Source organism: Streptomyces sp. NPDC033845, assembly GCF_055576225.1.
The window spans coordinates 399,564-413,283 of record NZ_JBVIRI010000003.1 but is presented as its reverse complement, the minus strand read 5'-3'; the positions used below and the strand labels follow the sequence as shown (position 1 = coordinate 413,283).

Sequence of the window (13,720 nt, the reverse complement as noted above, 5' to 3'; positions counted from 1 at the left end):
TCCGGCGGCCCCCACCGGGAACACCGAAGGCCCGGCACCTCCACGGGGGAGGGCCGGGCCTTTCAGGTCGTGCGGTGCGCCGGAGCGCCCCGGGGCTAGGCCTCGGGAGCCTCGGCGGCCTTGCGGGTCCGGGTGCGGCGCGGCTTGGCCGGCGCCTCCTCGGCCACCGGGGCCTCGGCCACCGGGGCCTCGGCCACCGGGGCGGCGGCCGTCTTGCGCGGGGCCCGGGTGCGGCGCGGCTTCACCGGCGCCTCCTCGGCCACGGGAGCCTCGGCCACCACGGCCTCGGTCACCACGGCCTCGGTCACCGGGGCCTCCGCCACGGCCGCGGTCTTGCGGGCGCGGGTGCGGCGCGGCTTGGCCGGCGCCTCCTCGACGGCCGGGACCTCGACCACGACCGTCTCGGCGACCGGGGTCACCGGGGCGGCCGCGACGGCCTTGCGGGGCCGGGCGACCCGACGGGCCCGTACCGGCTCCACCGGCGGAGCCATCTGGAAGTCGGGCTCCGGGGTGTCGGAGACGGCCACCTTGCGGGGACGCCGGACCCGGACCGGGGCCTCGGCGGCCACCGGGACCAGCTCGACCGGGGCCTCCGCGGCCTCGGCGGCCTTACGGGCGCGGGTGCGGCGCGGCCTGGCCGGCGCCTCCTCGACGGCGGGGGCCTCGGCGGCCGGAGCCACCGGGGCCGGGGCCTCGGCGACCGGAGCGGCCACAGGGGCGGCCTCGGGGACCGGGGTCACCGGGGTGACCGGGGCGGCGACCGTGACCGGCGCGCTGGACCGGGTCCGGCGGCGACGCGGCTTGCGCACCTCCGGGGCCTCGGCGGCCGGGGTCTCGACGGCCGGAGCGGCCGGGGCGGCCGCCCCGGCGGTCTCCGCGGCCTCGGACAGCTCGGACCCGCCACGGGTCCGGCGGCGCTGGCGCGGCGTACGGGTGCGCGCCGGGCGCTCCTCCGTCACCACGGCGGCGGCGGCCGGACCGCGACCGCCGCGGCCACCGCGGCCGCCGGTCTCGCCCAGGTCCTCGACGTCCTCGGCCTTCAGACCGGCCCGGGTGCGCTCGGCACGCGGCAGGATGCCCTTGGTGCCGGCCGGGATGTTCATCTCCTCGAACAGGTGCGGGGACGTGGAGTACGTCTCGACCGGGTCGTGGAAGTCCAGCTCCAGCGCCTTGTTGATCAGCTGCCAGCGCGGGATGTCGTCCCAGTCCACCAGGGTGACGGCGATGCCCTTGTTGCCCGCGCGGCCGGTGCGGCCCACCCGGTGCAGGAAGGTCTTCTCGTCCTCCGGCGTCTGGTAGTTGATGACGTGGGTCACGCCCTCGACGTCGATGCCGCGGGCGGCCACGTCGGTGCACACCAGGACGTCGACCTTGCCGTTGCGGAAGGCGCGCAGCGCCTGCTCGCGGGCGCCCTGGCCCAGGTCGCCGTGGACCGCGCCGGAGGCGAAGCCGCGCTTCTCCAGCTGCTCGGCGATGTCGGCGGCCGTGCGCTTGGTCCGGCAGAAGATCATCGCCAGTCCGCGGCCCTCGGCCTGCAGGATCCGGGAGACCAGCTCCGGCTTGTCCATGTTGTGCGCGCGGAAGACGTGCTGCTTGATGTTGGCGACGGTCACGCCCTCGCCCTCGGGGGAGGTGGCGCGGATGTGCGTCGGCTGTGTCATGTACCGGCGGGCCAGCCCGATGACCGCGCCCGGCATGGTCGCCGAGAACAGCATGGTCTGACGCTTCGGCGGCAGATAGTTGATGATCTTCTCGACGTCGGGCAGGAAGCCCAGGTCGAGCATCTCGTCGGCCTCGTCCAGGACCAGGGCCCGGATGTGGGAGAGGTCGAGCTTGCGCTGGCCCGCGAGGTCCAGCAGCCGGCCGGGGGTGCCGACGATGATGTCGACGCCCTTCTTGAGCGCCTCGACCTGCGGCTCGTACGCGCGGCCGCCGTATATGGCCAGGACGCGGACGTTGCGGACCTTGCCGGCCTGCAGGAGGTCGTTGGTGACCTGGGTGCACAGCTCGCGGGTCGGAACCACCACGAGGGCCTGCGGGGCGTCGGTCAGCTGCGCGGGGGTGGCCCGGCCTGCCTCGACGTCCGCGGGGACGGTGACCCGCTCCAGCAGGGGGAGGCCGAAACCGAGCGTCTTGCCGGTGCCGGTCTTGGCCTGGCCGATGACGTCCGTGCCGGAAAGGGCGACGGGGAGGGTCATCTCCTGGATCGGGAAGGGGGACACGATGCCGACGGCTTCCAGGGCTTCGGCGGTCTCGGGATAGATCCCGAGGTCTCGGAACGTAGTCAGGGTGCTGCCTCTTCTGTGAGACGCGGCCGAGGCGGCGAGGGGGGTCGTACCGTGCCTGGCTTGCAGTACTTGCCGTGTACGTACGAAGCTGCGCGGGACCACTGCCTTCGCTCAAGCGCTCTAGCCGCTGAGGGGGCCCCTCGTGGGAGGCGGCACGCTTGGACGTGCACACCAACACCGAGGGCGGTCGGTTGGAGCCGATCGGGCCACCGACCGGGCATCCGCATTCGGATGGCCCACCGAGAATCGGCAGGCGCAATACCACTGTACCCCGGAATCGCGCAGCTGTGTCGGGTGAATTCACCGGGTCGGCTCCGACGGGAGGGTCCGCGGCCTGCCGGAAGGGCGGGGCGGAACGGGTCGGGCGGGTGGTTCCGGGGGGCTTTTGGCGGGCTATTGTGCGGAGCATGTCGACCGAAGAAAATGCATCGCCGCCCGTGGCAGCCGCCGAGTCCGGTCCCGTCGGGATCGCCGCCCAGAACTGGGCGGACGCCTCCGGGTCCCCGCAGTACCGGGCGGCCGTGGTGGATCTGCTCGGCGCACTCGCGTACGGAGAACTCGCGGCGTTCGAGCGACTGGCCGAGGACGCGAAAATGGCGCCCACCCTCGCCGACAAGGCGGAGCTGGCAAAGATGGCCTCCGCCGAATTCCACCACTTCGAGCGGCTGCGCGACCGGCTCGCGGCGGTCGACGCCGAGCCCACCGCCGCCATGGAGCCGTTCGCCAAGGGCGTGGACGACTTCCACCGGCAGACCGCCCCCTCCGACTGGCTGGAGGGTCTGGTCAAGGCCTACGTCGGCGATTCCATCGCCAGCGACTTCTACCGCGAGGTGGCCACCCACCTGGACACCGACACCCGCGCCCTGGTGCTCGGGGTGCTCGACGACACCGGGCACGGCAACTTCGCCGTGGAGAAGGTGCGGGCCGCCATCGAGGCCGACCCCCGGGTCGGCGGCCGGCTGGCCCTGTGGGCGCGCCGGCTGATGGGCGAGGCCCTCTCGCAGGCCCAGCGGGTGGTCGCGGAGCGTGACGCCCTCTCCACCATGCTGGTCGGCGGGGTGGACGGGATGGCGGCCGGTTTCGACCTGGCGGCCGTCGGCGAGATGTTCACCCGGATCACCAAGGCGCACACCAAGCGGATGGCCGCCCTCGGACTGGCCGCCTGAGCGGGCCTTCAGTCATCCGCCCGTCGGGACCGAAAACGGAGCCCGGCGGGCGGGCCTCCCGGAGCGCCCGGCCGGACGCAGCAGCAGCGACAGCACCACCGCGGACACCAGCAGGGCTCCACCGAGGGTCGCGATCGGCGTATTGTGCCCCGGGCCCAGCGCGTAATGCGTCAGCCAGGCCCCGAACAGGGCCCCCAGCAGGCCGCTGACCAGCACCAGGCGCGGAGCGGGCAGCCGGCCGCCGAGGAGTCTGACAGCCGCGGCGGACAGGGCGAGACCCACCAGGGCCGAGCCGAGCGCTTCCATCAGCAGCATGTGGTTCCTCCCACGGGTCCGGGATACCGGGTCACAGCCGCTCCTACCCGAAGCGGAAGCAACGGAAACGGCCCGGCGGGTCACCCCCGGCGGGCCGTCTCCTCATGCTGTGCGTGCTCTCAGGCGCCGAACCCGACCTTGCGGGCGGTCGGCTCGCCGATGTCGACGTAGGACAGCCGGTCCGTGGGCACCAGGACCCGGCGGCCCTTGGCGTCCGTCAGGGTGAGCAGCTGCGTCTTGCCCGTGAGCGCGTCGGCGACGGTGCTCTCAAGCTCCTCGGCGCTCAGTTCGGTCTCCAGCACGATCTCCCGGGGTGCGTGCTGCACGCCGATCTTGACCTCCACGGCTTGTCCCTCCGACGTCTCCGGGTCGCGCGTTCACCGCGCCGTACACCGGACACATTAGCCGGGCGGGAGGACCCGGACGGCGTACCCGGCGCATGCTCGCAGCGAACAGCGCCGGATACCGGACATCAGTGCTGGTCGGTGCCGTGCAGCGGGAAGCCGGCGATGCCCCGCCAGGCCAGCGAGGTCAGCAGGCCCACAGCCGTCTCCCGGGCCACCGGGCTCTCGCTGGACAGCCAGTAGCGGGCGACCACCTGGGACACCCCGCCCAGGCCCACGGCGAGCAGCATCGACTCGTCCTTCGACAGGCCGGTGTCCTCGGCGATGACCTCCGAGATCGCCTCGGCGCACTGCAGGGACACCCGGTCGACCCGCTCGCGGACGGCCGGCTCGTTGGTCAGGTCGGACTCGAAGACCAGCCGGAACGCGCCGCCCTCGTCCTCCACGTACGCGAAGTAGGCGTCCATGGTCGCGGCCACCCGCAGCTTGTTGTCGCTGGTGGAGGCCAGCGCCCCGCGCACCGCCAGCAGCAGGGCCTCGCAGTGCTGGTCCAGCAGGGCCAGGTAGAGGTCGAGCTTGCCGGGGAAGTGCTGGTAGAGCACCGGCTTGCTGACTCCGGCGCGCTCGGCGATGTCGTCCATCGCGGCCGCGTGGTACCCCTGGGCGACGAACACCTCCTGGGCCGCGCCCAGCAGCTGGTTGCGTCGGGCTCGGCGCGGCAGTCGCGTGCCCCGCGGGCGCGCCGCCTCGGTCTGCTCGATGGCTGTCACGCCGCCTCCCACTTTCTCTAAGAACACAGTGCGCTGTGCGCCGCGCCGCCATCGTACTTTTCGGTAACCGAATCTGGAGGGTCCGGACCGAGATTTCTCGCGGTACGGACGCCCTTAGCGCTGGTCAGCGCCCGTGGTTCGGGCGGCGGAGATCAGCGGTAGTCGTCCTCGTCCAGGGCGACGACCCGGGCCTGTTCGGCGGCGTCCCCCTCCGCGGCCTCGCCCGGCCGTTCCCGGCCGGTGAGCGGATCGTCCTCGGTGGGGGTGATGTCGGTCTGCTGTTCGGAGGCGTCCGCTTCGGGGGCCTCCGGGTCAAGCGCCTCCCGGAACTGGTCCCGGAAGGTCTCCGGCTCCGCTGGGTCGACACTCATGCGGCTCCCCTCGTCTCCTTGCCCCGTTCCGTCCCCCTGTCGCTCTCCTTGCCTACGAGCCTAGGGGGACGGGGGGTGCGGCGCTACGCGGACTTGTGACCGCGGACACACGGATCGGCGCGTGATCGTCTCGTAACATTGGCGCCATGTCTTCGACCGAGCTGCCCGGTGTACGGTCCGCCGCCGGGACCTCCCCCCAGGGCGGGGCGGTCCGGGTGACCGACGGCGAGCGGCTGCGCGAGGTGGCACTGCCCGGTCTGACGCTCAACGTCCGGTCCCGGCCGCCCGCCCGCCCGGGCCTGCCCCGCGCGTTGTTCGTCCACGGGCTCGGCGGCTCCTCGCTGAACTGGTCGTCGATGATGCGGGAGCTCCAGGACACCGTCGACGCCGAGGCCGTCGACCTGCCGGGCTTCGGCGCCTCCCCGCCGCCCGTCGATCGCGACTATTCCGTCACCGCCCTTGCCAGGGCGGTGATCCGGTACCTCGACGCCGACGGCCGCGGCCCGGTCCACCTGATCGGGAACTCCCTCGGCGGGGCCGTCGCCACCCGGGTCGCCGCGGTCCGCCCCGACCTGGTCCGCACCCTCACCCTGGTCTCCCCGGCCCTGCCCGAGCTCAGGGTGCAGCGGACCGCCGTCCCCACGGCGCTGCTGGCGGTACCGGGCGCGGCCGCGCTGATCGGCCGGCTCACCCGGGGCCTGGGCGCCGAACAGCGCACCCGCGGGGTACTCGGCCTCTGCTACGGGGACCCCGGACGGGTGACACCGGAGGCCTTCCGGGACGCCGTCGAGGAGATGGAGCGGAGGATGGCGCTGCCCTACTTCTGGGAGGCGATGTCCCGCTCCGCGCGCGGCATCGTCGACGCCTACACCCTCGGCGGTGAACACGGACTGTGGCGGCAGGCCCAGCGGGTCCTCGCGCCGACCCTCCTGGTCTACGGTGGCCGGGACCGGCTCGTCTCCTACCGCATGGCCCGCAGGGCGGCCGCGGCCTTCCGCGGCTCCCGGCTGCTGACCCTGCCCGAGGCGGGCCACGTGGCGATGATGGAATACCCGGAGCTCCTGGCCGGGGCCTTCCGGGACTTCCTGCGGGAGTCGCCGGAGCGCGGCGAAGACACCGACGGCAGAGGCTGAGGATTTCGTGGGACGACACAGCCGCAAGGCCTCCGCCGCGGAACCGGCGGCCGCCGTGGCGCCCGCACTGCCCGTACCGCCCGCCGGTGTCCCGGACATACCGCCGATGGGCACCGGTCCGGCCGCGGACCCTTCGGCCCGGCGGCGCCGGCCGGAACCGACCGTGATCCACCAGGGCTACGGCCAGCCACTGACGGGCCCCGGCCCGACCACGTCCGGGCACGCCGTGCCGCGCCGGGACGCGGGCGGGCATGCCGTGCCGCGTCCGGACGCGGGCCGGTCCGCCCCGGCCGGGGCGGGCGGCGGCGTGCGCTCGGGGCACCCCGAGCTCCGCGAGCCGGGCGGCGCCTGGGGCGCCGGAGCGGGCGCCGGTTCGGCGGCGGGCGAGGTCTACGGCGACTGGCGCGGCGTCCCCCGCACCCGCCCCTCCGGCCCACCCGCCCCTCCGGCCCCCGCCGCCCCCCGCGGCGCGGCCGCCCCACACCCCCCGGCCCCGACCCCGGGCTTCGCCACGGACTCCGGCTCCGCCCGGGACGCGGGCTTCGCCTCGGAGCGCGGCCACGCCGCGGGCGCGCCCGAGGCCGTGCCGGTGCCCGTGCCCGTGCCGGCCGGGCGCGGCGTCAAGGTGCGGACGTACACCGGGATGGCCGCGGCCGTGATCACCACCGTGCTCGCCGTGGTGGTGGCCGGGCAGGTCGCGGGCGACGAGGACGCCAAGGCCCGCGCGGGCGCCGGCGGGGAGGAGGTCAGCCGGTCCGCCCCGGGGCAGTCCGCCGCCTCCCGGTCCGACGACCGGCCGGCCCCCGAGGTGCAGGCCCCCCGGCCGACCGTCCTCGCGGCGCTGCCGAAGACGTACGAGCAGCGGATGGCCGAGCAGCTCCCCATCGACCCCGAACTCGCCGGTCCGGGCACCTTCGACACCGTCCAGGGCCTGGCCAAGGCCCCCGGCAAGGGCGAGCTGGTGCGCTACCGGGTGGACGTGGAGCAGGGGCTGGGCCTGGACGGGCAGCTGTTCGCCGACGCGGTGCAGCGCACCCTGAACGACGACCGCAGCTGGGCGCACGGCGGGGCCCGCACCTTCGAGCGGGTGCCCTCCGGGGAGGTCGACTTCGTGATCACCCTGGCCAGTCCGGGGACCACCGGGGAGTGGTGCGCCAAGTCGGGTCTGGACACCACCATCGACAACGTGTCCTGCGATTCGGCCTCCACCGACCGGGTGATGATCAACGCCTACCGGTGGGCCCAGGGCTCGCACACCTACGGCCCGCACGCGATGTTCGCGTACCGGCAGATGCTGATCAACCACGAGGTCGGCCACCGGCTCGGCAACGGCCACATCAGCTGCCGGACCCCCGGCGAACCGGCGCCGATCATGCAGCAGCAGACCAAGTCCCTGGAGCTGTACGGGATCCCCTGCAAGCCCAACCCGTGGGTGTATCCGGGTAGTTGACATGTCAGCTGACACGACGGCTGACATGACGGCTGACGTGGCGTCAGTTCGGCGCATTGACAACCGGTCCGATGGTCGGACATGGTTCTCCGCATGTCGCACCTCCACACCGTGAACGCGAGCGCCGCCATCGAGCTGGCGCTGCTCGGTGTGGCCGCGCACAGCGTGGCCGACATCCTCTGTCGCTGACGCCGCCCGCTGGCGCGCGCCGACAGGTCCTCCTCCCTGCTTTCCGCCGCGCCCGGGCATGTCCATGTCCGGGCGCGGCGTCCTGCTCCCCTGATGCCCCGACCCCGGCGTGGAATTTACCGTTCCGTTTTCCCTTCTCGCCGAGAGGTCCTTCCCGATGTTCCGTCAGTCCCGCACATCGCGCCGCATGGCCGCGGTCTCCGTCAGCCTCGTACTGGCCGGGGGCGCCGTGGCCTGCGGCCCCGAGGACGGCGCGGCCAAGGACGCCGGCAAGCCCGGTACCGCCGGTGCGGCGCCCGGCAAGGGCGGCACGCTGACCGTCCTGAACTCCGAGCCGCAGACCGACTTCGACCCGGCCCGGCTCTACACCTCCGGCGGCGGAAACGTTCCCTCGCTGGTGTTCCGCACCCTCACCACCCGCAACCGGGAGAACGGCGCCGCCGGCACCGAGGTGGTCCCCGACCTCGCCACCGACACCGGCCGGCCCAACGCCGACGCCACCGAGTGGACGTACACGCTCAAGGACGGGCTGAAGTTCGAGGACGGCACCCCGATCACCAGCGCCGACGTCAAGTACGGCATCGAGCGCTCCTTCGCCGCGGAACTGTCCGGCGGCGCCCCCTATCTGCGCGACTGGCTGGTCGGCGGCGAGAGCTACCAGGGCCCCTACAAGGACGGCGGCAAGGGCCTCGCCTCCATCGTGGTGCCCGACGCGAGGACCATCGTCTTCAAGCTCCGCAAGCCGGAGGGCGAGTTCCCCTACGTCGCCACCCAGACCCAGTTCGCCCCCGTGCCCAAGGCCAAGGACACCGGCGCGAAGTACGAGGAGCACCCCGTCTCCTCCGGCCCCTACAAGGTGGTCCGCAACCAGAACGACGGCGAGCACCTCACCCTGGAGCGCAACCCGCACTGGGACGAGAGGACCGACGCGGAGCGCAAGGCCTACCCGGACACCATCGAGGTCCGCTCCGGCCTCGACTCCGCGGTCATCAACCAGCGGCTGTCCACCAGCACCGGCGCCGACGCCGCCGCCATCACCACCGACACCAACCTCGGCCCCGCCGAACTCGCCCAGATCGGCGGCAACAAGGAACTCGCCGCCCGCGTCGGCACCGGCCGCTTCGGCTACGTCAACTACCTGGCCTTCAACCCCAAGGTCGCCCCCTTCGACAACCCGAAGGTCCGCCAGGCCGTCTCCTACGCGATCAACCGCACCAGCGTGGTCAACGCGGCCGGCGGCTCCGCCCTCGCCGAGCCCGCCACCACCTTCCTGCCCGAGAAGGAGGCCTTCGGGTACACCCCGTACGACCACTTCCCGGCCGGGAAGACCGGTGACCCGGTCAAGGCCAGGCAGCTCCTCGCCGAGGCCGGCCACCCGAACGGGCTGACCGTCACCCTCACCCACTCCACCGCCCAGAACCGGCAGACCAGCCCCGAGGTCGCCACCGCCGTACAGCAGGCCCTCGCCGCCGCCGGGATCACCGTCAAGCTGGAGGGCCTGGAGAACAACGCGTTCAACGAGCGCCGCTGGGACGCCAAGAACACCCCCGGCTTCTTCCTCTCCCGCTGGGGCGCCGACTGGCCCTCCGGCGGCCCCTTCCTGGCCCCGATCTTCGACGGCCGACAGATCGTCACCAACGGCTCCAACTACAACCACGCGCAGCTGAACGACCCCGCCGTCAACAACGAGATCGACGCGATCAACAAGCTCACCGACCTCGCCGCGGCCGGCAGGCGCTGGGGCGCACTGGACAAGAAGATCGGCGAACTCGCGCTGGACGTACCGCTGTTCCACCCGGTCTACAAGCGGCTGGTCGGCAAGGACGTCAAGAACGTGGTCATCAGCGACTGGACCGGCGTCCTCGACATCTCGCAGGTCGCGGTCAAGTGACCTCCCTCTCCACCCCGCCCGCACCGGCGGCCGCGTCCGGGGCACCCTCCCCGGACGCGGGCGCCGCCCGCCTCGCCCTCCGGCGCCTCCGCCGCCGGCCCTCCGCCCTCGCGGCCGCCGCCGTCCTGCTCCTGCTGGTCCTGATCGCCGCCGCCGCACCCCTGCTCGCCCAGCTCACCGGCCAGGACCCCAACGCCTACCACGACGAGCTCGTGGACTCGGCTCGCGGCGGCGTCCCCCTCGGGCCCCTCGGCGGGATCTCCGCCGAGCACTGGCTCGGCGTCGAACCCGGCACCGGCCGCGACCTGTTCACCCGCCTCGCCCACGGAGCCCGGATCTCCCTGCTCGTGGCGCTCGGCGCCACCGCCGTCCAGATCCTCCTCGGCCTCACCGCGGGCATCGCCGCCGCCCTCGGCAGCCGGACCGCCGACCTCCTGGTCAGCTGGCTCACCGATGTGATGATCGCCCTGCCCATGCTGGTCATCGGCATCTCCCTCACCGCCGTGGTGCCCGCCGACTTCCCCCGCCCGCTGCTGCTGATCCTGGTCATCGGCCTGCTCGGCTGGGGACCGACCGCCCGCATGGTCCGCGCCCAGACCCTCACCCTGCGCGAACTCGACTTCGTGTCCGCCGCCCGGCTCTCCGGCAACGGCACCCTGCGCATCGCCCGCCGCGAACTGCTGCCCTCACTGGCCGCGCCCGTGATCACGTACGCGGCCGTCCAACTGCCCACCAACATGGTGACCGAGGCCTCCCTGTCCTTCCTCGGCGTCGGCGTCAAGCCCCCCACCCCGTCCTGGGGACAGATGCTGTCCAGCGCGCAGACCTGGTTCCGCGCCGACCCCATGTACGTCCTGCTGCCCGCCGGACTCCTCTTCGTCACCGTGCTCGCCTTCACCGTGCTCGGCGACGCCGTCCGCACGGCCCTCGACCCGCGCGAGGCCACCCGCCTCCGGGTCGGCACCGCCAAGGAGCACACCGCGTGACCCGCTTCCTCCTCAAACGGGCCGGCAACGCACTGCTCGTGCTGCTCACCCTGTCCGTCCTCGTCTACGCCCTCTTCTACCTCGCCCCCGGCGACCCCGCCCGGCTCGCCTGCGGAGAACGCTGCGACCCGCGGCAGATCGCCCAGGTCCGGCAGCAGCTCGGACTCGACCAGTCCACCGTCGCCCAGTACCTGCACTTCCTCCAGGGCCTGTTCGCCGGACGGGACTACTCCTCCGGCACCGCGATCCTGCACTGCGACGCCCCCTGCCTCGGCTTCTCCTACCAGTCCGACCAGCAGGTCACCGAACTGATCCTGGACCGCATCCCCGCCACCCTCTCGCTGGCCGCCGGAGCGCTCGCCATCTGGCTGGTCATCGGCGTCGGCACCGGACTGCTCTCCGCACTCCGCCGGGGCGGGGCCACCGAACGCGCCCTCACCGTCCTCACCCTGGCCGGCACCGGCACCCCCGTGTTCATCCTCGGGCTGCTGCTGCTCATGCTGGTCTGCGCCCACCTCCAGTGGCTGCCCTTCCCGACCTACGTCCCGCTCGGCGAGGACCCCGAGCAGTGGGCCTGGAACATGCTGCTCCCCTGGATCACCCTCGGCTTCTTCGAGAGCGCCAAGTACGCGCGGCTGACCCGCAGTTCCACCCTTGAGACGCTGGCCGAGGACCACATCCGGACCTTCCGCGCCTACGGGGTCCCCGAGCGGTCCGTGGTCACCCGGCACGCGCTGCGCGGCGCCCTCCCGCCGGTGATCGCGCTCAGCGCCGTCGATTTCGGCACCATGATGGGCGGCGCCGTGCTCACCGAGACCCTCTTCGGGATCCCTGGCCTCGGCAAATCCCTGATCGACGCCGTCAAGGTCATCGACCTGCCGGTGGTCGTCGGCATCGTCCTCGTCATCGGGCTCGCCGTGGTCCTGGCCGGGATCGTCGCCGATCTGCTGCACGCCCTCGCCGACCGAAGGGTGGCACTGTCATGACCGGGTCCGCCGAACCCCTGGTCCGGGTCACCGACCTCACCGTGGAGTTCCCCGTCGCCGGACCCGCCGGACACGTCCGTGCCGTCGACGGACTCTCCTTCACCCTGGGCGCGGGCCGGGCCCTCGCCCTCGTCGGCGAATCCGGCAGCGGCAAGTCCACCGCGGCCGCCGCCCTGCTCGGACTCCACCGGGGCACCGGCGCCCGGATCACCGGCACCGTCCGGGTCGGCGGACTCGACGTGGCCACCGCCACCGGCCCCGAACTGCGCGCCCTGCGCGGCGGCACCGCCGCCATGGTCTTCCAGGACCCGCTCAGCGCCCTCGACCCCTACCAGGCCGTCGGAGACCAGATCGCCGAGGTGTACCGGGTGCACACCACCGCCACCCGGCGGGCCGCCCGGACCCGCGCCGTCGAGCTCCTGGACCGGGTCGGCATCCCCGACGCCGCCCGCCGCTCCCGCTCCCGGCCGCACGAGTTCAGCGGCGGCATGCGCCAGCGCGCCCTGATCGCCATGGCCCTGTCCTGCGAACCCCGGCTGCTGATCGCCGACGAACCCACCACCGCCCTCGACGTCACCGTCCAGGCCCAGATCCTGGACCTGCTGCACGGGCTGCGCACCGAGCACGGGCTCGGCCTGCTGCTCGTCACCCACGACGTGGGCGTGGCCGCCGAGAGCGCCGAGGACATCCTGGTGATGCGCGGCGGCACGGCCGTCGAGCGGGGCCCCCTCGCCGAGGTGCTCGCCGCGCCCTCGCACCCGTACACCGCCGCCCTGCTGGCCGCCGTCCCCAGACTGGACGCCCCCGGGCGGCGCGCCGCCGACACCGGGGGCGGGAGTGCGCCCGGGGACACCGTGATCCGGGCGGACGGGCTGCGCCGGGAGTTCGGGCGGGGCCGGCGGGCCGTCACCGCGGTCGGCGGGGTCTCCCTCACCGTCCGGGCCGGCGAGACCCTCGGCATCGTCGGGGAGTCCGGCAGCGGCAAGTCCACCCTCGGCCGGATGCTGGTCGGGCTGCTGGCCCCCACCGCCGGCCGGATCCGGCACGCCGGACGGGACGTCACCGGCATCCCGGCCGGCGCCCAGATGGTCTTCCAGGACCCCGTCTCCTCCCTCAACCCCCGGCGCAGCATCGGCGAGTCCATCGCCGACCCGCTCCGGGCCGCGGGAGTACGGGACGAGCGCGCCCTCCGCGACAAGGTCGCCGGACTCCTCGAACGCGTCGGCCTCGACCCCGCGCACCACGGCCGCTACCCGCACGAGTTCAGCGGCGGCCAGCGCCAGCGCGTCGGCATCGCCCGCGCCCTCGCCCCGGACCCCTGGCTGATCGTCTGCGACGAACCCGTCTCGGCCCTGGACGTCACCACCCAGGCCCAGGTCACGGCCCTGCTCTCCGGACTCCAGCGGGAACTCGGACTGGCGCTGGTCTTCATCGCCCACGACCTCGCGGTGGTCCGGCAGGTCAGCGACCGGGTGGCCGTGATGCGGCACGGCCTGGTCGTCGAGGAGGGAACGGCCGAGGAGGTCTACGACCGGCCCGCCCACCCCTACACCCGGGAACTCCTCGCCGCGGTGCCCTCCCCGGACCCGGCCCGGGCCGCCGAACGGCGCACCGCCCGCCGGTCGCCCGCCGCCCCGCCGGTGCCCGCGTAGCGGGGTCGAACGCCACCCGCACGGGAAAGTTACGACTCTTCACCCCTTCCGGTGGCGGGGGGGGCCCCCCCCCCGCGCGCCCCCCCCCCCACCCCCTGATGTTTTTACCCCGCCGGGGGGCGCCCCCGCGGCCAACGGGGGGGGGCCCCGGCGGCTAGGGGGTTTTTGAAGACGGGGGT

13 protein-coding genes are annotated in these 13,720 nt (G+C 73.8%); 8 read left to right on the top strand and 5 right to left on the bottom strand.

Annotated elements, in window-relative coordinates; all coding sequences use genetic code 11:
• Window positions 1-95: 95 nt before the first annotated feature.
• Window positions 96-2,198 carry a DEAD/DEAH box helicase gene (locus ACZ50K_RS08905; protein ID WP_468899384.1) on the bottom strand — a complete coding sequence of 701 codons (2,103 nt, stop codon included), beginning with the start codon at window positions 2,196-2,198 and terminating at the stop codon, window positions 96-98.
• Window positions 2,199-2,695: 497 nt separating this feature from the next.
• On the opposite strand from ACZ50K_RS08905, the gene ACZ50K_RS08900 reads away from it, so the two are divergent.
• On the top strand, window positions 2,696-3,454 hold the full coding sequence (locus ACZ50K_RS08900; protein ID WP_468899382.1) for a ferritin-like fold-containing protein: 759 nt from the start codon (window positions 2,696-2,698) through the stop codon (window positions 3,452-3,454).
• Between the two features lie 12 nt (window positions 3,455-3,466).
• On the opposite strand, the gene ACZ50K_RS08895 is transcribed toward ACZ50K_RS08900, so the two are convergent.
• The 4 genes from ACZ50K_RS08895 to ACZ50K_RS08880 form a co-directional block, all read right to left on the bottom strand.
• A complete protein-coding gene (locus ACZ50K_RS08895; protein ID WP_468899379.1) occupies window positions 3,467-3,769 on the bottom strand; it encodes a hypothetical protein in 303 nt (100 codons plus the stop codon).
• 119 nt (window positions 3,770-3,888) lie between these two features.
• Window positions 3,889-4,113: a DUF3107 domain-containing protein gene (locus ACZ50K_RS08890; RefSeq protein WP_468899377.1), complete on the bottom strand. Its 225-nt coding sequence runs from the start codon at window positions 4,111-4,113 to the stop codon at window positions 3,889-3,891.
• A gap of 128 nt (window positions 4,114-4,241) precedes the next feature.
• On the bottom strand, window positions 4,242-4,883 hold the full coding sequence (locus tag ACZ50K_RS08885) for a TetR/AcrR family transcriptional regulator (RefSeq protein WP_468899374.1): 642 nt from the start codon (window positions 4,881-4,883) through the stop codon (window positions 4,242-4,244).
• 152 nt (window positions 4,884-5,035) lie between these two features.
• Window positions 5,036-5,254: a hypothetical protein gene (locus ACZ50K_RS08880; RefSeq protein ID WP_468899371.1), complete on the bottom strand. Its 219-nt coding sequence runs from the start codon at window positions 5,252-5,254 to the stop codon at window positions 5,036-5,038.
• A gap of 146 nt (window positions 5,255-5,400) precedes the next feature.
• Here ACZ50K_RS08880 and ACZ50K_RS08875 point away from each other — a divergent pair, with 146 nt between their 5' ends.
• The 7 genes from ACZ50K_RS08875 (at window position 5,401) to ACZ50K_RS08845 (ending at window position 13,541) form a co-directional block, all read left to right on the top strand.
• Window positions 5,401-6,387, top strand: coding sequence for an alpha/beta fold hydrolase (locus ACZ50K_RS08875; RefSeq protein ID WP_468899368.1), 987 nt, complete (start codon window positions 5,401-5,403; stop codon window positions 6,385-6,387).
• A gap of 7 nt (window positions 6,388-6,394) precedes the next feature.
• A complete protein-coding gene (locus tag ACZ50K_RS08870; protein ID WP_468899366.1) occupies window positions 6,395-7,837 on the top strand; it encodes a DUF3152 domain-containing protein in 1,443 nt (480 codons plus the stop codon).
• A 93-nt stretch (window positions 7,838-7,930) separates the two neighbouring features.
• Window positions 7,931-8,026, top strand: coding sequence for an Ms4533A family Cys-rich leader peptide (locus tag ACZ50K_RS08865; protein ID WP_468899364.1), 96 nt, complete (start codon window positions 7,931-7,933; stop codon window positions 8,024-8,026).
• A gap of 157 nt (window positions 8,027-8,183) precedes the next feature.
• Complete coding sequence (locus tag ACZ50K_RS08860; protein WP_468899362.1) at window positions 8,184-9,917, top strand: ABC transporter substrate-binding protein; 1,734 nt, start codon at window positions 8,184-8,186, stop codon at window positions 9,915-9,917.
• Window positions 9,914-10,903 (top strand): ABC transporter permease, encoded by a 990-nt coding sequence (locus tag ACZ50K_RS08855; RefSeq protein ID WP_468899360.1) that lies wholly within the window; start codon window positions 9,914-9,916, stop codon window positions 10,901-10,903. The genes ACZ50K_RS08860 and ACZ50K_RS08855 overlap by 4 nt, the downstream gene beginning before the upstream one ends.
• Window positions 10,900-11,889 carry an ABC transporter permease gene (locus ACZ50K_RS08850; protein ID WP_468899359.1) on the top strand — a complete coding sequence of 330 codons (990 nt, stop codon included), beginning with the start codon at window positions 10,900-10,902 and terminating at the stop codon, window positions 11,887-11,889. The genes ACZ50K_RS08855 and ACZ50K_RS08850 overlap by 4 nt, the downstream gene beginning before the upstream one ends.
• Window positions 11,886-13,541 carry a dipeptide ABC transporter ATP-binding protein gene (locus tag ACZ50K_RS08845; protein WP_468899357.1) on the top strand — a complete coding sequence of 552 codons (1,656 nt, stop codon included), beginning with the start codon at window positions 11,886-11,888 and terminating at the stop codon, window positions 13,539-13,541. Before ACZ50K_RS08850 ends, ACZ50K_RS08845 begins: the two co-directional genes overlap by 4 nt.
• Window positions 13,542-13,720: the final 179 nt, after the last annotated feature.

Coding starts and splice junctions, on each gene's coding strand:
- ACZ50K_RS08905 (WP_468899384.1), bottom strand. CDS start 2,198: ATGACCCTCCCCGTCGCCCTTTCCGGCACGGACGTCATCGGCCAGGCC.
- ACZ50K_RS08900 (WP_468899382.1), top strand. CDS start 2,696: ATGTCGACCGAAGAAAATGCATCGCCGCCCGTGGCAGCCGCCGAGTCC.
- ACZ50K_RS08895 (WP_468899379.1), bottom strand. CDS start 3,769: ATGCTGCTGATGGAAGCGCTCGGCTCGGCCCTGGTGGGTCTCGCCCTG.
- ACZ50K_RS08880 (WP_468899371.1), bottom strand. CDS start 5,254: ATGAGTGTCGACCCAGCGGAGCCGGAGACCTTCCGGGACCAGTTCCGG.
- ACZ50K_RS08875 (WP_468899368.1), top strand. CDS start 5,401: ATGTCTTCGACCGAGCTGCCCGGTGTACGGTCCGCCGCCGGGACCTCC.
- ACZ50K_RS08865 (WP_468899364.1), top strand. CDS start 7,931: ATGTCGCACCTCCACACCGTGAACGCGAGCGCCGCCATCGAGCTGGCG.
- ACZ50K_RS08860 (WP_468899362.1), top strand. CDS start 8,184: ATGTTCCGTCAGTCCCGCACATCGCGCCGCATGGCCGCGGTCTCCGTC.
- ACZ50K_RS08845 (WP_468899357.1), top strand. CDS start 11,886: ATGACCGGGTCCGCCGAACCCCTGGTCCGGGTCACCGACCTCACCGTG.